Source organism: Acinetobacter sp. ACNIH2, from assembly GCF_002934965.1.
Classification (GTDB): Bacteria; Pseudomonadota; Gammaproteobacteria; order Pseudomonadales; family Moraxellaceae; genus Acinetobacter; species Acinetobacter tandoii.
Window position 1 is genome coordinate 2759598 of record NZ_CP026412.1, and the last position, 21854, is coordinate 2781451.

The following is a 21854-nucleotide window of genomic DNA, read 5'->3' on the forward strand; positions in this document are numbered from 1 at the left end:
CTATTGCTGGGCTTTTTATTTATTGTGCCTGACTTAATTCCAGCACCAATTGATTGATCAAATCAGCAGCTTCCAATTCCCGAATTTGAGCCACATTTGAGCCTGCCCAGAATGCTCCATAGCTATGGTCACCTTGTTGACTTGCTGCTGCATGTAACTGTTTGGCCAAGTCATAAGCATATGGGTAAGCGGGTACAGCTGGACGGTCTGGTTGATCCACTGTCATGTGCCAAGTGTTTACTAATCCACGGGCAGGGCGACCAGAAATACTGTCCGTAATTTGTGTAACTGGTGCATTTAATAATGCTTTACGATAAGCAGTGTTGGCATTTGAACTTTTACATTGAACAAATGCAGTGCCGAGTTGTACCGCTTGAGCACCAAGCTGTAGTAATGAATGTGCTTGCTGTCCAGTCATGACTCCACCTGCCGCGATTACTGGAATATGGCAATGTTGGCTTAATAGTTGTACTAAATCAGAGGTTTTGATTGCACCATCAATACTTTGATTAAAAATACCACGATGACCACCCGCTTCAATTCCTTGAGCAATAACAATATCAATGCCTGCTGCTTCAATTGCCAGTGCTTCTGGCAAGTTTGTCGCAGAGACCATAGTAAGAACACCCGCAGCTTTTAATGCTTTTATTTGATGTGGGTGTGGAATACCAAAGTGAAAGCTTACGGCTTTAGGTCTGGTTTCAAGCACAAGATTTAAAAAATCATCATTGTCTAAAAAACTTGGATAAATACATTCTAGCTGCTGAGGAGCAACGACATTCAAGAGCGAGAATTGTGGGCTTAAATATTCGATCCATTTCGCTGCAATCGCTTGGTCTAAGACTTGGCTTTGGTGGCAGAAAAAATTTACTTGAAATGAATGATCTGTTAAGGCTTGAGTTGCAAGAATTTGTTCGCGTGCAGAATTTACAGAGCTTGCCCCTAAGCCTAATGAGCCTAATCCACCTTGATTAGAAACCTCGGCTGCCAATGTCGGTGTGGAAACACCTGCCATTGGGGCTAGAAAAATAGGATGTTTAATTTCTAGTTGTTCTAGTAAAGACATAATCAGGCTCCATGTATTTACTTAACTGTGCCCAAGCTGAATAAATTAAGCAAATAATATTCACTATTTAATCTAAAAATATGGGTTAGAAAATACTGACTTTGTATGTAATTTTATAATTTATGTGGCTGTGTTATAGAGCTTTAAATAAAAAAATTTAAGCAATAAAAAACACCCTGTAGTAGGGTGTTTTTTACTAAATATTACTGTTGTGCTTTTTCTTTTACATCAGCAGCACCTTGCTCAACAGCACCCGCAACATGTGCTGTTGCATCTTTTGCGGCATCTTTCACGTCTTTAGCAGCAGCTTCGGTTTTAGCAGCAGCCTCATCCGTTGCATTGTCAATTTTATTTACGGCTTCATTGGTTGCAGCTTGAGTTTTGGCAGCAGCCTCACTAGCAGCATTTTCCATATCATGGCTCGCTTGTTGAGCAGCATTTTCCAAATGCTCGCCTGTCGTAGCACCAGTTTCTGGAGCTTTTTCTTTACTACATCCAACTAAAGTCACAGCAGCAGCTAGACCTAAAACAATAAGCAATTTATTCATAAGAAGTTTCCTTTTTATTTGTTCTATCCGACTAAGGGATAGACAAAATATAAAGTAAATTTGCTGAAAGTATGCTCAAAAAATGTTAAGTATTTGTAATTATTATTGATACTCTGATGTGGGTGTGAAACATGTAGGTATTATTCTGTAAATCGTTAGTGATGCCTTTTGTACCAATAAAAATATGAAATTGTTAAGATATACTTTATAGTGTACAGTGATTATGAAGAGCTGATTTTTTATGGCTTGTTTTATTTCTAATAAGTCTAGAAAAATTTTAGGTTGAATATAAATTATTGTTTTGAACAAAAATGCCAATCGAATTTAAATGAATATATATTTAAGTTAATTACATAAATCATCATTTAAAACAAATGCTTAAATTTTATTCAATAAGATTTTAAGCATTAAATTGGATTAAACACATATAAATATTAAGGGATTTTATTATTTACTTTTGATTAAATGTTAAAAAATTGATGTTTTATGTCAATAAAATAATTTATAATGTGAATTAAGTCACACTTTTTCTATTTGGTTAAGTCATGATTTTACAACAATACAAAATTGTTTTTGGTGGGACGATGGGGGCAGGTAAGTCTGCTGCGATTAAAACACTTTCTGATGTAGCAGTAATTAGCACAGAAGCAGTGAATACCGATACCCAAGCTCATTCTAAACTTTTAACCACAGTCGGAATTGATTATGGTGAGATTAAATTAGATGACGATACAAAAATAGGCTTATATGGAACCCCAGGGCAAGACCGATTTGATTTTATGTGGTCAATTGTCTGTAAAGGAGCCATAGGGATAGTATTGCTGATTGATCATAGTAGTTCAGAAAGATTGCTCGATTTAGAATTTTATTTAAACGCATTTGAAAATTATGGTTCTAATATTGTGGTGGGTATAACCCATATAGATGTAGAACATGAATTAAAGTTAAAAACTTATAGAGACTGGATGCGTATCCATCAAAAAAATTATCCTATATTTGCTGTGGATGCGCGTGAAAAAGATGATGTGCTACTTTTAATTGAGACATTAATTGCAATGCTTGAAAGCCAAAACCTTATAGCGATTTGAAGGTGCAGTTCAAATGTCTAGTTTATGTGAAATGATACAGCCATTTAAGAAACTATTCATAAGCAACTATTTGTTTTATAAATAATATTATCTATTTTTTGTTGATTGTTTTTTAGCTTTATATTGCTTTGAACTCGTTACCGAATCTCAAAATATCTTTTGAGAATCTGAGTAAAGTTACAGTGGTTAGTATTTTTTGCATTGATTAAGAATAGCCCACTTTATAAATTTCAGAGTATAAGTTTAAGTGAAAAAATTGGGAAAGTTTTTTATCGGTGGTAACACTTGATTGCTCCAATCGTCTTAATGGATTTTGTCCATAATGATAATTTAATTGATGAAAATGTATTTTTACTTTCAAAAATTAAATGAAAAATTGATGGAATTGTCGGCGTAAAGATGTGTTTTAAATCTTGAAATTATGGTTAATTTTGAATGAAGAGCATTTTAAATATTGCAGTATTTGGACTAAGTTTAAGTACATTAGATCATATTAAAACGCAGGTTTTACTTGCACTACCATCTTCAACACAGGTGAAATGGGTAAATTTGGCAGAGAGTAAAATTGATCTGTTGCTTGTAAATGATGTGTTCTTTAATGCACCAGGTATTCAGAAAGTTTTGAGTAATCCACATATTACCTATTTGCGTTTAGTCAAAAAGGTCGAACATGCTGGGCGTATTATAGGTGATCAACTCTTTTACCCTTTTTCAAATTTAGAGCATCTACATGAATGGCTGTCTGAAAAATTGATACTAGTCACGGCTATGCCTTTTTCGTTACCTGTAAGTAATAAAGCAACGTCAATTTTGCCAACGATTACTCCACAGGAACAAATGTCAATCGAGAAGGTATTTGCTGAAATATTCACTCCAAGAAATGGTTTTATTCAATTATTTGATGCGAGTGGTTTTTTAGCTTTGATTGATACACGTACAGAAAGAGTATGGGTAGACGCAGGTAAAACTATTCAACTGAATTCAACTTTGAATCAAACTTATGCAACAGCGCAATTTGTGCAAGACATTACAAAAAATAAAGAAGTTTATGATTTGCGCACATGGTTGTGGAAAGTGGTGAATGCTTCAACAGATTTGAAACTACTTGAGGTTAAGCTAAATCAGAATTTTAAATTAGATCTTTGGCCTCAATTTGAACGTGATTTTAAGCGTAAAGAGTTTCTAAAAATGGCAGCATGTTTCTCGCATGGCGCAAAAATAAGCGATGTAAAACAGTTTTTGAATTTAAGTCATGATCAGATATTGAATTTTGTATCTTGTGCTGTTTTACTGCAATTGGGGCGTTTTGTAGATCAAAATGAAGTGAAGTTTCAGGAAGATACAAAACAAGTAGAATCTGGCCAGGGACATAAACTTCGTAGTTTTATTGGAAAATTACGCAAAAAACTTGGCTTATAAATAATCTGCGCCTAATCATAATTTTAACGGGGTAATTCCCATACCAAGAGGAAACAAGAAATGGCACGTGTTAGTCTAGATGCTCTAACAAGTTTAGATGGTTTTGTAGCAGCAGCACTGGTAGATAGCGACAGTGGTCTTGCTTTAGCTACACAGGGGACTGGTGTAGATTTAGAACTTGCAGCTGCGGGTAATACTGAAGTGATTCGTTCTAAACGCAAAGTGGCAAAAGCATTACAACTCAATGATAATATTGAAGATATTCTTATTTCTTTGGGTAAGCAATACCACTTAATTCGCCCATTAGATACCAATGAATCATTATTTTTGTATTTGGTACTCGACCGCGCTAAATCAAACTTGGCTATGGCTCGTTATGAACTTAAAGGCTTTGAAAAAGGTCTTGATTTTTCTTAATAAAATCAAAGCTATTCAAATGCCAATGTAACTCACATTGGCATTTTTTTGGTTCTTATTCTAATAATAAATTTGGTGTGCAGTTTTAAAAGTGCTTAAATGGAGCTGAACTAATTCAGGCAGGGCTTGATAGCCACCAGCCAAGACAAACATCAAAGGAATCTGATGTTTTTTAGCTAATCTGAAAATCATCTCATCCCGTTTTTCTATTAACTCAGTGCTAAACCAAGTAGAACCACAAGGATCATTTTGGTGACAGTCCATGCCAGCCTGATAAACAATTAGATCGGCATTCCATTCAATTGCCCTTTTAAAGGCTTGATAAATGGCGAGGATATATTGGCTAAAATTCCCACTATGTTTATGTATGTGACTGGTTTCAGAACGTTCGTAGGTGGGGCAGCCAAAGGCAAGTCCATAAATACTATAATTAAATAGATTCTCGTATCGCTTGGTAAACTCAGCTGTTCCATTCCCTCCGTGTTGATCACAATCGAGTACAAAAATACGTTTATTAGGAAATTTTTGGGCGATGAGTGCTAAACCATTAAATGTACAAAATGAACTACCGAACTCATAAATAGCGTGATGAAATCCTTGAGCAATATTGGCAGAAATTTGATGTTTCCATGCTAATTCAGCTGCGAGAATCTGTCCTGCATTAATTTGATAAACAGCATCTCTAAGTTGCGTGTTCCAAGGTTTAAAGCCCTGAAATGTTGCCATCTTTTCAGGACTTCCTGTATGAAATGCATCGACATATTCAGGAGCATGTAATTGCTTTAAACTCTCTATTGATAGAGGATGAGGCTCATGAAAATTTGCTATGCCTAAGGGTTTTAATGCCTCAGCCACCGCAGTTAATTTCTCCATACTATTGGTATGAGTTTGTGCGAAGTACTGCGGAGAGTAACAAACCTGAAGCATCGGACTAACCTTGAATCTGCATTAATGCAATATCACGTAATTGTTGGAGTTGAGTCGTTCCTGGACTAAATAAGCCATTATCAACTTGCTGTTTATAATGTGTTGTAAAAGCTCGCTCACGATTTTCTGGGGAAACAGCTAAGGTTGTAAGGCGTAAAAACCAAAATCCATTAATGGCTGAGTAAGGTATAACGTAGCCTTTAAATTTTTGATTGGCTAATTTTTCCTGAATGAGGGTACGATCATAATTCACAGAAAATAATGATCCAGCGGGTAAACATACGCCATTCATTAAAACAGGTTTCAAGCTAATACAAGAGTGATTATCTCCCATATTTAATTTTTCTAATAAAATCGGTTGTTGTTGTTCATCGACAAAAATATTGATTTCACCTTGTCTAAGCATACGACCATGCGCAATTTTAAGGAAGAAATTTTCTGCCATTGGGCATGAACCCACTTTAGGCTTTTCCTCTAAAGCTTTTAATTCGACTAGACCTGTTTGTGCAGACGTTCTAGGTAAAATAATATCGGCAATTAAACTACATAAAAGTTTACTTTCTTCTAATGTTGCCTGTGAAGAAATTCCACGGAGTTTTTGTTGCAGTTTAATTTGCTGCTGTACTTCCAACTTAAGCTGTTCAGGCGTTGAGTCTGGAAGTGTATGTGCTGCATGATTTAGATCTAAATTATGCCAATCTGAAATTGCGAACTGAGATTGCTCCAGCAAAGTTTTTAATCCTTTTGTTTCAAATTGATTAAAAAGTTTTAAATCAGAAAAATCTTGTGGCAATCGAGTGGTATTGATGTATTCAGCCAATACTCGAGTGGCCTGTGTGTAGCCACAGCCTCGGCGTTCTGTCTGATGTGAAAAATGCTCATTGAGCATTTCGGTAAGTTTAGATGATAGCGGATGAATATGTTGTTTGAACAATTGAATAATTTCGTGATCGGTTTCGTTCATCCTTGCCTCATTTTTATACAAAAACATTTTGAAGTACATTTCTTTTAAATGAAATGTCTGATTTATTCTCAAGTTTTATTAGAGATTTATAAGGTCATACAATAGCAAAAAAATATTTGAATAAAATCACTTATACTATTTTTATTCATTATATTGGATGATTTTTATACCTTTGTTCAAAAGTGAATATAAATAACCAGCCTCGAAAGACTGGTCATTCTTTAGGGTTCAGATTGAGTTAGTGTTGAAGATTTGGCTCACTTGCAGACACTTCTACTGTTTCACTACTTTCTTTAAGTAATTCATCAGTCAATTGCTCAGGGACTTTGGCTTTTTTCTTATCTTTTTTGGCTTTTTTCTTTTTTTTCTTTGGCGCTTCTTCAATTTCTGCACCATCTTCGATTGCCTGCCAATATTCAAGCTGTTCCATGACCGCAGCGTAGATTGATCCTTTGCTATAGCGACCTTTTTTATCGAGTGTGCCTACAGGTCGAGCCATTAAAATTTCAAGGGCTTGATCAATCGTTTCAATGGCATGAATATGGAATTGACCTTGTTCAACGGCTTCGCGCACATCAAGACGTAACATTAAATGTTGCATGTTTTGACGTGGAATAATAACCCCTTGTTTACCTGTAAGTCCTTGTAGTTTACAGGCATCGAAGAAGCCTTCAATTTTGGCATTGACGCCACCAATAGGTTGTACTTGACCTAATTGGTTCATAGAGCCAGTAATTGCCCATGACTGATCAATAGGTAATTGGCTAATTGCAGAAATGAGCGCTGATAGCTCAGCAACAGTTGCACTGTCGCCATCGACCTGACCGTAGCTTTGTTCAAAGGCGAGGGCGGCAGAGAAATGCAGAATTTGCTCACGACCAAAATGTGCTTTTAAGAAGCTCGACATTAAAAGAACGCCTTTGGCATGTAATGAGCCACCGAGTTCAACACTACGTTCAATATCAAGAATATCGCCACCCCCTTGATAAACGGAGGCTGTTAGGCGAGAAGGTAAGCCGAATTCAACATCTGCATAGTGGATGACGGATAAAGCATTGATTTGTCCTAAGCGATGACCACGTGTTTCAATCAGTTGTGTACCACGGGAGAGATCTTGCCAATACAGTTCACGCAAATAGCCTAAGCGATACTGACGATGTTGTAAGGCAGTATTAATATGTTTGTCAGCTACAATTTTATCGCCTGCTTGTACAGCATGATGGTGAGCTTCACGAATTAGGTCACCCAAAGTCAACGCGTGGAGCGAGAGGGAGCTTTGGTCTTCGGCTTGGCGGCTCGAATCTGTGAGCAAAGCAGCCAAGGCTGAGCGATCAAAAGGTAATAATTTATCAGCTTGTACATAATCTGCAATCAACTGCATATAAGCTTGTTCATTGGCGTCATTACGTTGCAGTGTGTCGGTAAAATCGGCACGAATTTTAAATACACTACCGAGTTCAGGTTCGAGCTCCAAAATTTCATAATAGACTTCTGGCTCTGCCAATAATACGACTTTGATATTGAGCGGTATTGCTTCAGGTTCAATAGAAATACTGCCCGTAAGCGTTAACATGTGTTCAAGCGAAGAAAGCTTTAATTTTCCAGATTTGAGTGCACGCTTCAAACCTTGCCATGCATAAGGTTGTTCGAGTAATTGTTCAGCTTCAAGCATGAGGAAACCCCCATTGGCTTTATGCAATGAACCTGGACGAATCAGCGTGAAATCAGTGGTAATTGTGCCATGTTGTGTGAGTTGTTCGACATGCCCCAATAAATTGTAGTGGGTTGGGAAGTCTTCAAAAATGACAGGCGCACCACTATTCGGCTTATAGGTTACAATAATATTGGCTTGGTAACGTGCTGGTACTCGGCTAAACAGTCCAGGTGTGAAATCATCTTCTTCTTGCTCAAGTACAATCTCAACATTGTTAATAATGTCTTCTGCATAAAGTTTTAAGTATTCGGCTAAACCTTCAACTTTAGAAAACTTATTAAGTAATAGATCAATACGCGGCATGACCACTTGATTGGCAATTTCACGATTCAGTTCTTGAACTTTGTCACGTGCGTCATCTTCCAGATCACCTAAGTGCAGACCTAAACGCTCAAGCTTTTTATCCATATAGCGCATGTTTGAGACAATTTCTGCGCGCTGTTTGCTATTTAATGCATCCAGATCCTTTTGCGACATCTCTTGTAGTTGATCGTCTTTAAATTGCACAGGAATAAAACAGTGCTCATCATGGCGCGTGACTAATTTCAAACTGAGTTCTTCGCCTTCTTTGGTTAATTCAACTAGGGCTTGTTGTTGTTCGTCACCTGTTTGTTGGCGAATTAGTTCAATACGATTGTGATAGGTTTCAGTCGTAAAGCGACGTTCAAGTTGCTTTAAGATGGTTTGCCATGTTTGGTGTAGTAGGGCCTGAAATTTGGGTGCTTGTCCCGCAGGGAGTTGAAGCGCAATCGGTTGGCGAGATGACTTGAAATTATTGACATAAACCCAGTCATTTGGTGTGGGCATGGTTTTGGCGTGTTGTTGCAACAGGCGTTTAACCATGGTGCGTTTACCTAAGCCCGCAGTACCTACAGCAAAAATATTATAGCCAGAATACGGTAAAGCAATGCCTGCTTCTACAGAAGCACGTGCACGGTCTTGTCCAAGAAAATTATTGAGCGGTTTAATACGTTTAGTTGAAGTCGGAATGTTGGTTAAATTTGGGATATGGGTAAGTTGTTCTGATTTTAAACGTGTTTGATTGAAGGTATTTTGAATTTCGGTTTGCTCGAAGGCAGTAATCAGGTGGTTTTGCGGATCTCGTGCTTTATTATTTGAAAGGTTGGTGGATAAAGAAGAATTCATCTGTTCAAGTTTTTGGGTCACTTTGAAATCCAAAACAAAATATTGCGGTAGAGGTTTAAGGTATACAGGTTTAGTGGAAAAATTCAAGCAATGCCGCTGTTTTTCTCGTCAAAATACCGTAATCATTTCATAAATACTGTTGAAACCAGAGCACTTAAACGGTTGAATAGCACACATGATTTTTTGTAGAAAATAATAACCGAATGACAACTCAAGCAAATGGATGGAAAGCGGCATTTCAGGCATTTCTCGATCGGCGAGCAGCAATTATGTTGTTCCTTGGTTTTTCAGCCGGTATTCCGATCTTACTAATCTTCTCTAGTTTATCTCTATGGCTTGGTGAAGCAGGTATTGAAAAAAGTGCTGTGACTTTTTTTAGTTGGGCAGCTTTGGGTTATTCCTTTAAGTTTGTTTGGGCTCCCTTGATTGATGAACTTCCCGTTCCGTTTTTAACCAAGCGGCTAGGGCGTCGCCGTGCATGGTTGCTGATTGCGCAATGCCTCATTATTTGTGCCATTTGTATTATGGCATTTTCAGATCCTGCTTTAGGACAAAGCTATTTGTACCAAATGGCAGTTGGCGCAGTTTTGTTAGGTTTCTCTGCGGCAACGCAAGATATTGTCATTGATGCCTACCGTATTGAACTGGCAGAAACCGAAATGCAGACGGTTTTGGCATCGACCTATAATGCGGGTTATCGCATTGGGATGATTGTGGCGGGTGCAGGAGCGTTGTTTCTGGCGGCGTCATTAGGTACTGCGAAAGGCAATTATATTTATACTGCGTGGAAAACAACTTATCTTGCCATGGCAGCGGTGATGTTGGTGGGTATTCTAACGACCTTGATTATTCGAGAACCCCTAGTCAATCGTGTTTATAAAGAATATCAACGTTCAGACTATTATCGTTTGGTCATGGTGTTCTTTGTTGCTGTTATTAGTTTTGTCTTGTCCTATATTTATTCTGGCACTTTAATCGAAGCCTTGGTTGCATTTTTGGCGATCAAAGATTCATTTCTACTGTTTTGTTTTGAGGCATTACGTTTTCTGGCTTCAGGGGGTATAGCACTGATTGTCGGTGCAGTGTTAGTCAAAATGGGTGCAGTGAATAAGCAAATGGCATTTGAAACGTGGGTCAATCCGATTGCAGATTTCTTTAGACGTTATGGGGTAAAGCTCGCTCTAGTTCTTTTGTTATTGATTGGTTTTTATCGTATTTCCGATATTATTGCTGGTGTGATTTCCAATGTCTTTTATCAAGATCTAAATTTCACCAAAGAGCAAATTGCTGAAGCCGTGAAAATTTACGGTGTCATTTTTAGCCTTTTAGGCGGTTTCTTAGGTGGTTTATTGGCGCAGCGGATGAATATCATGAAACTGATGTTTGTTGGTGCCATTCTTGCAAGTTCAACCAATCTTATTTTTATTGGCTTGGTAAAATCAGGTCAACCTTTGCAGCAAGTCGACGTTTCGATTGGTGCACAGCATTATCAAGTTCAGGCAGATGAAGTGGGTTATTGGAAGCTGAATGTTCCAGCTCAAGTACTGAGTCAGTCCAATCAAATTCATGCTTCAGTTGCATTTGCTGATAAGTCTGATGAAAAATCATCTGTAGAGATGCCTTATTTAATGGGTTCAGCGACTAAAGCCATTATCTTATTTCCGTTAACTGCGGATAATGCTTTAAGCCCGAAAGAGGTTCAGCAATCTGTTGTGGTGAAAGGCCAGATTCAAGGTGTTGATGTTGCACAACTAAAACCAGAGCAACCCATCAGCTTATGGTTAGATGGTCAAGAATATCCTGCAAAACTAGATGCACAAGGCATTTTTAGTGGTGCGATTGATGGCAAGTTATTAGAAAATGCCAAAAATAAGCAGGTGACAGCTCAATTAAATACGCTAAATGCGTCTGAAGTCGTCAAGATTAGCCATGCTTATCAACTATCTAAGCAACAATCCGCTTTAGAGTTGACGATAGACCCGATACTCACTTCAGTAGATGCGAAGCAAAATGTGCAAATTACAGGTAAGGTGATTAAATCGTATAGTACGTTATGGCTTTATTTTGCGATTATTGTCGATAATTTGGCTTCTGGATTGGCGGGGGCTGCATTTATCGCTTTTCTTTCTAGTCTGACGAGTGTTTCTTTTACCGCCGTTCAATACGCTATTTTTAGTTCACTGATGACCCTTACACCTAAAATTTTAGGAGGGTATTCGGGTACTATAGTGACTAATATTGGATATCCGAAATTTTTCTTGATGACTACTTTAATTGGAATTCCAATTTTAATTCTGGTGGTTTGGGTCGCGAAGTTACTCCGTGATCATCAAAACAAACAACTTCAACTGAAGGATGAATAATATGCGAATGCTCCATACGATGCTACGTGTAGGCAATTTAGAACAGTCATTAAAGTTCTATACCGAAGTGCTGGGTATGACTTTGCTCCGTAAACGTGATTATGAAGAAGGTCGTTTCACACTGGCATTTGTCGGTTATGGCGATGAAGCCAATAACACAGTGCTTGAATTGACACATAATTGGGATACTGATCACTACGATTTAGGTAATGCTTATGGTCACATTGCAATTGGGGTTGATGATGCCTATAAAGCATGTGAAGAGATTAAAGCACGTGGCGGTAAAGTTGTACGTGAAGCAGGACCAATGAAAGGCGGTGTAACCGTGATCGCTTTTGTTGAAGATCCAGATGGTTATAAAATTGAGTTGATTCAGCAAGATTCAAATGCACGTAATAACTAAGTATCGTGTTATTGATTAACTAAATATCGAATATAGCAGTTGAAAAGCTAGCAATATTTAAATAGCCCAGTAAGATGAAGTTGACCTACGGGTAAAATTTGTCTACTGGGTTTTATTTCATCTTTACTTTTTTAAAATATATATAACAGGACGTTAAGCAATGAACATGCTCAAGCTTCTTGCCTTGGATCGATTCACTTTACTCTTAGTTGCCATGGTTGTACTGGCATCTTTTCTTCCTGTCTCTGGTTCGGCTGCCCATTTCTTTAATGTCATTACTACGATTGCAATTGCAATATTATTCTTCTTACATGGTGCGAAACTTTCCCGTGAAGCAATCGTTCAAGGGATTATGCACTGGAAGTTTCATGTATTGGTATTTGCTTTCACTTTTGCAGTATTTCCAATTTTAGGCTTACTTGCAAAACCTGTCCTGTTACCAATGTTAGGGCAAGAGCTTTATTGGGGTTTCTTGTTCATGTGTTTCCTACCATCTACCGTACAATCATCAATTGCATTCACTTCAGTTGCCAAAGGCAATGTCGCCAGCGCGGTATGTAGTGCTTCATTTTCTAATATCATTGGAATGTTTATTACCCCCGTATTGGTGAGTGTGTTTATTCTGGGCAAATCGGAACATGAATTTGATCCAACATCCTCCATCATTCAAATTACCTTATTGCTGTTACTGCCTTTTGTTTTGGGACAATTGTTTCGCCCACTCGTTTACCCACATATGATAAAAGTACCGCGCTTGGTTAAAAGCTTTGACCAAGGTTCGATCTTGATGGTGGTTTATGGCGCCTTTAGTAGTGCAGTCGTTGCGGGATTATGGAATGAAGTGAGTTGGCAAACCTTGTTGCTTTTGGTGTTGGCATGTTCGGTCTTTTTAACCGTAATCATGTTGTTGGCCTATTATCTTCCAAAGGTATTCGGTTTTAACCGTAAAGACCAAATTGCAATTTTTTTCTGTAGTTCCAAAAAGACGCTCGCTAGTGGTGTTCCAATGGCGCAAATTTTATTTATTGGTCAGCCTTTAGGGATGATTGTTTTACCAATTATGATTTTTCACCAAATCCAGTTGATGGTGTGTGGCATCATTGCAAATCGTTGGTCGAAACAAAATCCAGACGAATGAAGAGAATAGTTCGCTATCTGGATTTATTTGGCGTATAATAATGTCCACTTGTTGTGCTTAGCTCTGACGGTATCCGTCTCGGTGGGCCAAGAGAATGGTCTGTTGTGGTGTTGACCTGCTTTAAAGCTTTCCTTGCAATATGCAAGAGTGGTCAATTGCGATGACAGCATAAGCCTTTCTTACACTTAGGAGTAATCGACCATGCGCGCCGATATTCACCCAAAATATGAAAAATTAGTAGCTACTTGTTCTTGCGGTAACGTAATTGAAACTCGTTCAGCTGTTGGTAAAGAAGCTCTTTACTTAGACGTATGTTCTGCATGCCACCCATTCTACACTGGTAAGCAAAAGAACGTTGACACTGGTGGTCGTATCGACAAATTCAAGCAACGTTTTGCTGGTATGTCTCGTTCTATCAAACGCGACTAATACCCCAGTTGAAAAAAAACGAGCCATTGGCTCGTTTTTTTATGTCTATAGAAATATTAAAAAATAAGATAAAAGTACAAGACCTATTGGTCTTGTACATCAATTAAATGATCCAGTTTTTTCTGGAAATAGTCACCTTGCAGATAGCGTGCTTCCACATTCCATGCATTGGCGAACATCGTCATATTATTCAGTTCACGTAATAACATTTGTGTTGCTTTAATTTCATGGAAATGATTAATACGCTCTTGTAATTCTTCAGTAGATTTGTCTGAGTCAAGCATCTGTGCTAACTGATGATGCAACGTCACATGATTAATACTCATCTGATTCAAAATAGATTCGCTATAAATCGAGTTACCAAATTCACGTAATGATATTTCTGCACCGCTCTGAATTAATTGAGCTGTATATTTTTGTGCATCATTTAGATTCTTGGCAATATCTTCTTCAGAGAATTGTAAAATGAGCGGGTGACTTTGTTTGCTACCCACAATCGTAATTAATTTAGCAATAAATGCAGGGAATGTACGGTCAGAGAAGAGAACTTCTTTGTTTAAATTGACAATAATTTTAGCATCAGGATATTGGGTAATAAAGTTATGTAACTGTTTACATGCCTCAACTAAAATCCAACGATCCAGTTTGATCGAGAATTCTGGGTCATCTGCAAGTTCACGAATTGATGTAATATCTTGCCAAGCATTATTGTAAATGAAGCCGCTGGTAACTTCGTAGGTGTATAGGTTACTATCTTGTTTATCATACAGTTGTTGATATTTAAGATGAATTTCACCCCGCTCTAAACTCTTTTGCAGTGCTTTTAATAAGCTAGAGTGTTCTTGCAAATTCAGATGAGAATCAATTAATTCAATATGAGGATGGGCTATTGGGTTAAGTTCAATATTATTTTGTTCTTGCCCAGATGGTAGAGCTGTGTTGTACGCTCGTTCTATTAGCTGTTGGAACTGTTGCTCATCCTTTATATTGTGTTGAATTAACGTATAACCCATTCTTAAATTTAATGGGAAGGTTTGTTGATTTACACCTAATAATTGTGGCTTAGATAAAGCACTTAATCCAATCAGTTTAGATTCCAACACACTTTCACTAGAACCTTGGAATAGACCTGCATATAACGCATGGTTGACCTTAAACAATGGAACATTGGTTTGTTCTTTTAAGAAGCTATGAATATTCGAAAAATAGGCATTTGAGGTTGCCCAGTCTTGTTGAAATATAGATTCGGGACAAGATGCAAGTGAAAAAAGTACAAGCGCATTGAAATCAGCAGGTTGCTTGGCAATGGTTCTGTTAATCAGTTGATAGGTATTGGGTTGTGCGGCAGGGGCTTCAACTTGGGCAACCGTAGGCTGAGCCGATGTAGTGTGTTCAGTTTGATTTAACTCAATCGTGATTTGTAGGGCATCATCTTCAACGGCTGCTAAAAACTCAATTTTTAAAGGATTTGTTTGGACATGACTATTGAGTGTCGTCAGCTCAAAACGACCTTGATCTAATTGCCCTTGCGATATTTTTTTAAAGCGTAGTTTAAAATCATTCAGATCTTGCGGTTGTAATACATCCAGTAAAGGCAGACCAATAATTTCATCTTCACTTTTTAAACCAAAGAGATGAAGATATTCCTCATTGGCTCCGATATGAATTCCTTCTTGAATAATCGCAACAGCTTTATTGCTTTCGCTTACCCATGCCTGTGCTTGTGTCTGTACATTTTCAAGCTCTTGCATGAGATGTTGTTGGCCTTGATTTAGGCGACTAAAAGAGAGCGCACGTAATAAAGACAAGTAAAATCGATCTGGAAAATCTAAATTGGCGACATCATAGACGCCTTTTCGAATATAGGTTACGTATTGGTTCGGCTCATAATCATCAGGTTTGAGTAAAATAAGCGGTAATTCAGGTTGCTTAGACAGACGAATAAGACTTAAGGCCTGTTCATATTTTAAATCGTAGGCACGACCGAAAATAACAATATCCCAATTTAAATGGAGTTGCTTTTCGAAAGTTTGTAAGTCATCTAATAAAAAAGCGTGTACTTGATGTTCACTTGTCGTTAATAAATCACAGATTTTGTTAAAACGAATTTGGTTGTCATCGATTATGAGTAAACGAGTTTCCGTACGTTTTAACTTTTTGGACAATAGTGGATTTCTCACTTCAATGCTTCCCATAAATCATGATTCTTAATTTCGTTGGTTTGTTTCCGAATAAAATTTTCAACCAAATGTTCTTGTTGATCATTTAGTAATTCAAAATCGAACCGCATAAAGCTTTGTGTAATTAAATGTGCTTTTAGTAAATAAACTTTCAGTTCATCTTGTTCTAAGCGTAAATGAATCGTTTGTTTTTCTCTGAATAAGTGTGAACCGGGTAAAATGAGGGTGGTTGACACTTCATTCAACTCGGCAGTTTGAACTAATAAGGCTGGATAGTAGTTGCCTGTATTACGATCAGTCTTTACGTAAACTGCACATGGGAAAATATCTTGTGCAAGCATTTCAAGTCCCAGTTCAAGACTTTTCTCAGTCGATTGTTTAATCCAACGGACAACGCCACCACGCCATTCACTTTGAGCATTTTCTTGTACCAGAATAAATTCACCTGTTTTTAAGTTTTTTGGGGTATTCCCAGACCACTTAATGCGGTAACCATTGACACTAATATCAAGAACTTCAGCTGGATAAATTTGTTTTGCTTCACGATCTAAAGTTTTAATATTGCTCGTACTTAATAGATTATGATCATTCATAGAGCTAAAAATATTACTTTCAGATTGCAGACCGTAATGTGCATCTAAATTTAGTGTTTCATTAAAGTTTTTGCCCTTCGATAAATAGAAATGGGCAACATTTAAGCCGAAGCAGATATGCAATTGAGCAGAATATTCATAACGCTCATGGCGGCGTTCAGCATTACTTGTGAGTAAACTATGAATATGGAAGTGTAAAGCAGGGGTGAGGAAAATTTTCTCATTTCGAGATAGATATTCACCATGCTTCCCTTGAGCTTCAGTAAGGTGATCTAATAGATTCTGAGTAGAAATATAAATTGATGGATTAAAACTACTATTTTGATGCGCGTTAAATACAGGTGGATGGTCTAAAGAAGTATCTACAATATAGCGTGATAAAGTCGTTTCTTTAGGTAAAACCTGAATTAACTTTGCCCAATCATAACTACATAAGAACAGCCCTTGAATTTCGGATGGTCGAATCTGATGCGGATTTAGGATGTCTAAAAGAATAATTTGTGCATAGATTTGACCAATCGTTTGTAGTTGGTGTTGCGTACCTTGCAATTGGTTAATGTTGGTTTGATTAAAATTATGTTGAATCGCACTTTCCATTAACTGATGAGTTACTAACCATTGACCAGACAGTGGATTGGTATACAGAATTTGTTGTTGATACAAGAGTTGAGCAAGCTGTTGTAAGCCATAATAACTTGCGAGAATACGTGCAGTTTGCAAGTTTTTCTTTTGACTAAAAGCAAAAAGGGAGAATTTTTGCTGATTCAGTTGTTGGTCACAGCGTTTCGCAATATCAATATATGTTTTTGCAAAACAACTGCGTAATAACATGGCCAATTCAATAATATGGTCATTTCGATCCGTTGTAATTAGACCTTGATTAAAAAAATGTTTTTCTAAACTGGTTAATACATTTTCAATGGTCGGATGAATAGCATGAATTAAATCAAAACGCAGAGTTTCACTACATTGAAGTTCAGAAATTTCAAGTAGGGCATTAAATAGTGCACGAGAAGAGTCACCTAATTGTAAAATAGATAAATTGGACACCCAATCCTGAATGTCCGTCACCGTGCTTTGGCAAAAACTCAATTTATCCAACTTTAATTCAGTTGGCGTTTGAAACATTTCTGCGGTGCTCATATTCATAATTGTTATTTAACTCAGAAAGTTGAAACTCCAAAAAGCGGTGTTTTGTTTTTTTCGCCCGCAATTTCCCTGACAAGTTTAGGTACCAAATAACCTGGTAAGCTTGCTAAAACCTCTTTATAAATTTCATCGATTTCATTTGAAGCCAAATCAAAATGCTGCGCACCTTTGACTTTGTCAAGAACATGCAGATAGTAAGGCATCACGCCAGCTTCAAATAGTCGATAACTTAGATCGACTAAAACTTGTGCAGAATTATTAACCCCATTTAATAACACTGACTGATTTAAAACGGTGATTTGATTCTGAACCAATGTCTCAAGTTTGGCGCAGGTAAAATCATCTAATTCTGCTGCATGGTTTGAGTGTACCACCAGAATTATGCGTAGCCTACTGTTTTTTAATAAAGAAACGAGCTCTTCATCGACACGGTTGGGGATTACAATAGGAACTCGTGAATGAATTCTCAAAAATTTAATTTGTGGGACAGATTCTAGACGTTCCAGCCATAATTTTAATTTACGATTCGAGAGAGTAAGCGGGTCACCACCACTTAAAATTACTTCGTTTACATCAGGCTGACTTTCGATATAAGCACGAATATTGATCCAATCGTCATTTTTAGGTAAGTTTTCCTGATAAGGAAAATGTCGGCGAAAACAATAACGGCAATGTACTGCACATGCGCCTGTTAAAGTGAGCAAAAAACGCGATTTATATTTATGTAATACGCCAGGTTGCTGATTGGCTTGTTCCTCACCTAATGGATCGGTCACAAATTCAGGATGCTCATTTAATTCTAAATGGTGAGGAAGGACTTGCAGTAAAAGTGGGTCTAAGGCATCACCGATGTTCATTTTTCCGACGAACGCACGTGGAACACGCAATTTGAACTGTTCAGAAGCTAAGATTGCCCCTGATAATAATTGGTCTGGTGATAACTGGAGCGTCTCAAGCAACTCTAAAGGGTCTGTAATTAAGTCACTCAGTTGAGTTTGCCAGTTTTGCTCTTGATACAAATAGTTTATCATGCCACGTGTTAAAAATAGTGCTAGTCTAGCATTAATAGACTATTCTAGCATTAACAGATTTTAAGTTAGCAAGTTTGGAGTGTGCCAGTCATGGCCAATTATTCTACAAATGATTTCAAGCAAGGCCTTAAGGTGATGCTTGATGGTAACCCATGTTCAATCATGGAAAACGAATACGTAAAACCTGGTAAGGGTCAAGCGTTTAACCGTGTTAAATTACGTAACCTTAAAACAGGTAAAGTTTTAGAAAAAACATTTAAGTCTGGTGACTCTCTTGAAGGTGCAGACATTGTAGAAGTAGAAATGAACTACTTGTACAACGATGGTGAACTTTGGAACTTTATGGATCCTGTAACTTTTGAGCAAATCGCGGCTGATAAAACAGCAATGGGCGATGCTGCAAAATGGTTAAAAGACGATTCAAATGAACTTTGCACGATTATGTTGTTCAACGGCGTGCCATTAAATGTAAGTGCGCCGAATTTCGTGGTGTTAAAAATCGTTGAAACTGATCCAGGCGTTCGTGGTGATACTTCTGGCGGTGGTGGTAAACCAGCGAAATTGGAAACTGGTGCTGTAGTGCGTGTTCCATTATTCGTACAGCAAGAAGAAAGCGTTCGTGTAGATACTCGTACGGGTGATTATTTAGAGCGTGCATAATGGTTTAAAAATAGACTATTATCGAAGGGATGATGAAAAATCATCCCTTTTTTTATGCCAAAGTCGTAGAGGCAGACTAAAGTAGAAGGAGTAAAGTCGACAAGGAATTCGGCAGATATAACGCGAACAAGAAAATCAAACTGCTTAATGAATCTTAAATGAGGTCATGAATGGATACGATTCAACGAAAATCTACACTCCCTTCCAAATTGATCTGGAGTTTAGTCGCGATTATAGGCGCGGTATCTTTTGGAATATTAGCGGTTAGTCGAGGCGAGCATGTTAACGCAGTTTGGCTAGTTTTAGCTGCTATCTGTGTATACAGCATTGCTTATCGTTTTTATAGTTTATTTATTGCAACCAAAGTTTTTGAACTGAATCCAAGACGCTTAACCCCAGCTCATCGTTTAAATGATGGTCTGGACTATGTACCGACCAATAAATATGTACTTTTTGGTCATCATTTCGCGGCGATTGCGGGTGCAGGTCCTTTAGTCGGGCCGATTCTAGCAGCGCAAATGGGATATTTGCCTGGTACAATTTGGCTGTTGGTGGGTGTTGTTCTTGCTGGGGCTGTTCAAGACTTCTTAGTCTTGTTTATTTCAACCCGTCGTGATGGACGATCACTGGGTGAAATGGCAAAGCAGGAGTTGGGTTCATTTGCTGGTATTGTGGTCATGCTTGGCGCGCTGGGCGTAATGATCATTATTTTGGCTGTATTGGCTTTGGTGGTGGTCAAAGCACTTGCACATAGTCCTTGGGGTGTATTCACTATTGCTGCAACAATACCGATTGCGTTGTTCATGGGCATTTACATGCGTTACTTGCGTCCAGGTAAGATCGCAGAGGTTTCCATCATTGGTTTTGTATTGATGATGGCGGCAATTGTCTATGGCGGTAATGTTGCTGCAGATCCATACTGGGGGCCATTTTTTACTTTAACAGGCGTACAGTTAACGTGGTGTTTGATTATTTATGGTTTTGTCGCGTCTGTTTTACCTGTGTGGTTATTGTTAGCACCGCGTGATTATTTATCTACATTCTTAAAAATCGGGGTCATTGCAGGACTTGCAGTCGGAATTATGGTTGCAATGCCGATGTTGAAAATGCCTTCTGTGACGCATTTTGTTGATGGAACTGGTCCTGTATTTGCAGGTTCTATGTTCCCATTTCTTTTCATTACCATTGCTTGTGGTGCAATCTCAGGTTTCCATGCTTTAGTTTCATCAGGAACTACGCCTAAATTGATCGATAACGAAGTGAATATTCGTGTGATTGGTTATGGTGGTATGTTGATGGAATCATTTGTTGCGATTATGGCAATGATTTGTGCGACTGTGCTTGAGCCTGGGGTGTATTTTGCAATTAATGCACCGACTGCAGTACTAGGTCCAACTGTAGAGTCCGCAGCTGAGGCTGTGCGAAATTTAGGTTTTGTTGTAACCCCTGAAACGTTAAGTTTGCTTGCAAAAGAGGTGGGTGAAACGACCATTCTTTCACGTACAGGTGGTGCGCCAACGTTTGCAATTGGTATGGCACACATCATTACGGAAATTTTTAATAACCGTTCGATGATGGCATTCTGGTATCACTTTGCGATTCTATTCGAAGCATTGTTTATTTTAACTGCGGTTGATGCGGGTACACGTGCATGTCGTTTTATGGTGCAAGATACTGTAGGTATTGTGGTTCCTTCACTTAAAAACACACACAATTTTTTTGGAAACATGGTTGGGACAGCAGTTGCAGTTGCTGGGTGGGGTTTCTTCGTTTATCAAGGTGTAGTCGATCCGCTCGGTGGTATTAACAGTTTATGGCCGTTATTTGGTATTGGTAACCAAATGTTGGCAGCTATGGCGTTGATCTTGGGTACTGTCATTCTGTTTAAAATGAAGAAAGAGAAATATGTTTGGGTCACCATTATCCCAACGGTTTTCTTAATCATTACCTGTATGACGGCAGGTTGGCAAAAAATCTTCCATGAAAATCCAAAAATTGGTTTTTTGGCGCAAGCAGATAGATTCTCAGCTGCTATTGCGAAGGGTGAAATTTTAAAACCGGCGAAAACATTTGAAGAAATGCAAACGATTGTATTGTCGAATCAAATCAATGCTGCGCTTTGTGCATTCTTTATGATTGTGGCAGTGGTGATGATCTTTGCTGCGATTGGTGTAATTCGTCGTGCATTGGCAAGCCCAGTTCCAACGGTTAATGAAGCGCCAGCTGTGTATGCAGATCCTGAAGAAGTCACAATTTCTAAGTCACATTAATTTTTGCGATATGACTTTGCAAGTATATAAGGTGAGGTGAGTAAGATGAATCTTAAATTTGCCAAAGGTGGTAAAACGGTGATTTATAAAATCATCAAGATGACCATCATGTCGCAAAAAGGCTTAATTTTTTCGCCAAAAAATTGGTCAAGAATTACAACATTGTGGCAGGGTTTACAGCAAAGCTTTCGGTTGATGGTTGGTGTTCCAGATTATGAAAATTATGTGGAGCATATGAAAAAGCACCATCCTGATTTAACGCCAATGGATGCAAAAACCTTTTATCGTCATTGTATAGATTCACGTTATCCGACGGCTGGTGGCAATTTAAAGAAATGTCCGTGTTGAT

General features: G+C 38.0%; 18 protein-coding genes. 10 read left to right on the top strand and 8 right to left on the bottom strand.

Annotation, left to right across the window (positions count from 1 at the left end; translation table 11 throughout):
- Positions 1-19: 19 nt before the first annotated feature.
- Both C3F34_RS12995 and C3F34_RS13000 read right to left on the bottom strand, forming a co-directional pair.
- Positions 20-1066, bottom strand: coding sequence for an NAD(P)H-dependent flavin oxidoreductase (locus C3F34_RS12995; RefSeq protein ID WP_044740288.1), 1047 nt, complete (start codon positions 1064-1066; stop codon positions 20-22).
- A 203-nt stretch (positions 1067-1269) separates the two neighbouring features.
- Positions 1270-1614 (bottom strand): hypothetical protein, encoded by a 345-nt coding sequence (locus C3F34_RS13000; protein WP_044740289.1) that lies wholly within the window; start codon positions 1612-1614, stop codon positions 1270-1272.
- A 545-nt stretch (positions 1615-2159) separates the two neighbouring features.
- On the opposite strand from C3F34_RS13000, the gene C3F34_RS13005 reads away from it, so the two are divergent.
- The 3 genes from C3F34_RS13005 (at position 2160) to C3F34_RS13015 (ending at position 4538) form a co-directional block, all read left to right on the top strand.
- Entirely contained in the window at positions 2160-2702 is a 543-nt protein-coding gene (locus tag C3F34_RS13005) for a GTP-binding protein (RefSeq protein WP_044740290.1), read from the top strand.
- Between the two features lie 435 nt (positions 2703-3137).
- The gene (locus tag C3F34_RS13010; protein WP_104441770.1) at positions 3138-4121 is read left to right on the top strand and encodes a hypothetical protein; all 984 of its coding nucleotides are present in this window, start codon (positions 3138-3140) and stop codon (positions 4119-4121) included.
- A 60-nt stretch (positions 4122-4181) separates the two neighbouring features.
- A complete protein-coding gene (locus C3F34_RS13015; RefSeq protein ID WP_016166703.1) occupies positions 4182-4538 on the top strand; it encodes a hypothetical protein in 357 nt (118 codons plus the stop codon).
- 60 nt (positions 4539-4598) lie between these two features.
- Here C3F34_RS13015 and C3F34_RS13020 read toward each other — a convergent pair whose 3' ends face one another.
- The 3 genes from C3F34_RS13020 to C3F34_RS13030 form a co-directional block, all read right to left on the bottom strand.
- Complete coding sequence (locus tag C3F34_RS13020) at positions 4599-5465, bottom strand: histone deacetylase (protein WP_044740292.1); 867 nt, start codon at positions 5463-5465, stop codon at positions 4599-4601.
- Positions 5466-5469: 4 nt separating this feature from the next.
- Positions 5470-6429: a hypothetical protein gene (locus C3F34_RS13025; RefSeq protein WP_104441771.1), complete on the bottom strand. Its 960-nt coding sequence runs from the start codon at positions 6427-6429 to the stop codon at positions 5470-5472.
- A 238-nt stretch (positions 6430-6667) separates the two neighbouring features.
- Complete coding sequence (locus C3F34_RS13030; RefSeq protein WP_044740294.1) at positions 6668-9310, bottom strand: Lon protease family protein; 2643 nt, start codon at positions 9308-9310, stop codon at positions 6668-6670.
- Positions 9311-9492: 182 nt separating this feature from the next.
- Here C3F34_RS13030 and C3F34_RS13035 point away from each other — a divergent pair, with 182 nt between their 5' ends.
- The 4 genes from C3F34_RS13035 to rpmE all read left to right on the top strand — a co-directional run bounded on the left by C3F34_RS13035 (position 9493) and on the right by rpmE (position 13622).
- A complete protein-coding gene (locus C3F34_RS13035) occupies positions 9493-11652 on the top strand; it encodes an AmpG family muropeptide MFS transporter (protein ID WP_104441772.1) in 2160 nt (719 codons plus the stop codon).
- A gap of 1 nt (position 11653) precedes the next feature.
- The gene (gene gloA, locus C3F34_RS13040; RefSeq protein WP_016166698.1) at positions 11654-12055 is read left to right on the top strand and encodes a lactoylglutathione lyase; all 402 of its coding nucleotides are present in this window, start codon (positions 11654-11656) and stop codon (positions 12053-12055) included.
- 160 nt (positions 12056-12215) lie between these two features.
- Positions 12216-13193 (top strand): bile acid:sodium symporter family protein, encoded by a 978-nt coding sequence (locus C3F34_RS13045; protein ID WP_016166697.1) that lies wholly within the window; start codon positions 12216-12218, stop codon positions 13191-13193.
- Positions 13194-13394: 201 nt separating this feature from the next.
- Positions 13395-13622 carry a 50S ribosomal protein L31 gene (gene rpmE / locus C3F34_RS13050; RefSeq protein ID WP_016166696.1) on the top strand — a complete coding sequence of 76 codons (228 nt, stop codon included), beginning with the start codon at positions 13395-13397 and terminating at the stop codon, positions 13620-13622.
- Between the two features lie 83 nt (positions 13623-13705).
- Here the strand turns inward: rpmE and C3F34_RS13055 are convergent, their stop codons facing one another.
- From C3F34_RS13055 to epmB, 3 genes are read right to left on the bottom strand one after another with little or no spacing between them, the layout of a single operon-like run.
- Positions 13706-15817 carry an EAL domain-containing protein gene (locus C3F34_RS13055; RefSeq protein ID WP_104441773.1) on the bottom strand — a complete coding sequence of 704 codons (2112 nt, stop codon included), beginning with the start codon at positions 15815-15817 and terminating at the stop codon, positions 13706-13708.
- The gene (locus C3F34_RS13060) at positions 15799-17544 is read right to left on the bottom strand and encodes a hypothetical protein (protein WP_026441062.1); all 1746 of its coding nucleotides are present in this window, start codon (positions 17542-17544) and stop codon (positions 15799-15801) included. Before C3F34_RS13060 ends, C3F34_RS13055 begins: the two co-directional genes overlap by 19 nt.
- A gap of 14 nt (positions 17545-17558) precedes the next feature.
- Positions 17559-18575 (bottom strand): EF-P beta-lysylation protein EpmB, encoded by a 1017-nt coding sequence (epmB, locus tag C3F34_RS13065; RefSeq protein WP_044740297.1) that lies wholly within the window; start codon positions 18573-18575, stop codon positions 17559-17561.
- 90 nt (positions 18576-18665) lie between these two features.
- Between epmB and efp the strand changes: the two genes are divergently transcribed.
- From efp to C3F34_RS13080, 3 genes are all read left to right on the top strand, one after another.
- Positions 18666-19235 carry an elongation factor P gene (gene efp, locus C3F34_RS13070; RefSeq protein ID WP_016166692.1) on the top strand — a complete coding sequence of 190 codons (570 nt, stop codon included), beginning with the start codon at positions 18666-18668 and terminating at the stop codon, positions 19233-19235.
- Positions 19236-19405: 170 nt separating this feature from the next.
- Positions 19406-21505 carry a carbon starvation CstA family protein gene (locus C3F34_RS13075; protein WP_104441774.1) on the top strand — a complete coding sequence of 700 codons (2100 nt, stop codon included), beginning with the start codon at positions 19406-19408 and terminating at the stop codon, positions 21503-21505.
- 45 nt (positions 21506-21550) lie between these two features.
- Positions 21551-21853 (top strand): YbdD/YjiX family protein, encoded by a 303-nt coding sequence (locus tag C3F34_RS13080; protein WP_044740299.1) that lies wholly within the window; start codon positions 21551-21553, stop codon positions 21851-21853.
- Position 21854: the final 1 nt, after the last annotated feature.

Bases quoted from the DNA above. Each gene is read 5' to 3' on its own strand.
- epmB (WP_044740297.1), bottom strand. From the start codon at position 18,575: ATGATAAACTATTTGTATCAAGAGCAAAACTGGCAAACTCAACTGAGT.
- C3F34_RS13075 (WP_104441774.1), top strand. From the start codon at position 19,406: ATGGATACGATTCAACGAAAATCTACACTCCCTTCCAAATTGATCTGG.
- C3F34_RS13015 (WP_016166703.1), top strand. From the start codon at position 4,182: ATGGCACGTGTTAGTCTAGATGCTCTAACAAGTTTAGATGGTTTTGTA.
- efp (WP_016166692.1), top strand. From the start codon at position 18,666: ATGGCCAATTATTCTACAAATGATTTCAAGCAAGGCCTTAAGGTGATG.
- C3F34_RS12995 (WP_044740288.1), bottom strand. From the start codon at position 1,066: ATGTCTTTACTAGAACAACTAGAAATTAAACATCCTATTTTTCTAGCC.
- rpmE (WP_016166696.1), top strand. From the start codon at position 13,395: ATGCGCGCCGATATTCACCCAAAATATGAAAAATTAGTAGCTACTTGT.
- C3F34_RS13035 (WP_104441772.1), top strand. From the start codon at position 9,493: ATGACAACTCAAGCAAATGGATGGAAAGCGGCATTTCAGGCATTTCTC.
- C3F34_RS13080 (WP_044740299.1), top strand. From the start codon at position 21,551: ATGAATCTTAAATTTGCCAAAGGTGGTAAAACGGTGATTTATAAAATC.
- C3F34_RS13045 (WP_016166697.1), top strand. From the start codon at position 12,216: ATGAACATGCTCAAGCTTCTTGCCTTGGATCGATTCACTTTACTCTTA.
- C3F34_RS13010 (WP_104441770.1), top strand. From the start codon at position 3,138: ATGAAGAGCATTTTAAATATTGCAGTATTTGGACTAAGTTTAAGTACA.
- C3F34_RS13025 (WP_104441771.1), bottom strand. From the start codon at position 6,429: ATGAACGAAACCGATCACGAAATTATTCAATTGTTCAAACAACATATT.
- C3F34_RS13055 (WP_104441773.1), bottom strand. From the start codon at position 15,817: ATGGGAAGCATTGAAGTGAGAAATCCACTATTGTCCAAAAAGTTAAAA.
- gloA (WP_016166698.1), top strand. From the start codon at position 11,654: ATGCGAATGCTCCATACGATGCTACGTGTAGGCAATTTAGAACAGTCA.
- C3F34_RS13020 (WP_044740292.1), bottom strand. From the start codon at position 5,465: ATGCTTCAGGTTTGTTACTCTCCGCAGTACTTCGCACAAACTCATACC.
- C3F34_RS13005 (WP_044740290.1), top strand. From the start codon at position 2,160: ATGATTTTACAACAATACAAAATTGTTTTTGGTGGGACGATGGGGGCA.
- C3F34_RS13000 (WP_044740289.1), bottom strand. From the start codon at position 1,614: ATGAATAAATTGCTTATTGTTTTAGGTCTAGCTGCTGCTGTGACTTTA.
- C3F34_RS13060 (WP_026441062.1), bottom strand. From the start codon at position 17,544: ATGAATATGAGCACCGCAGAAATGTTTCAAACGCCAACTGAATTAAAG.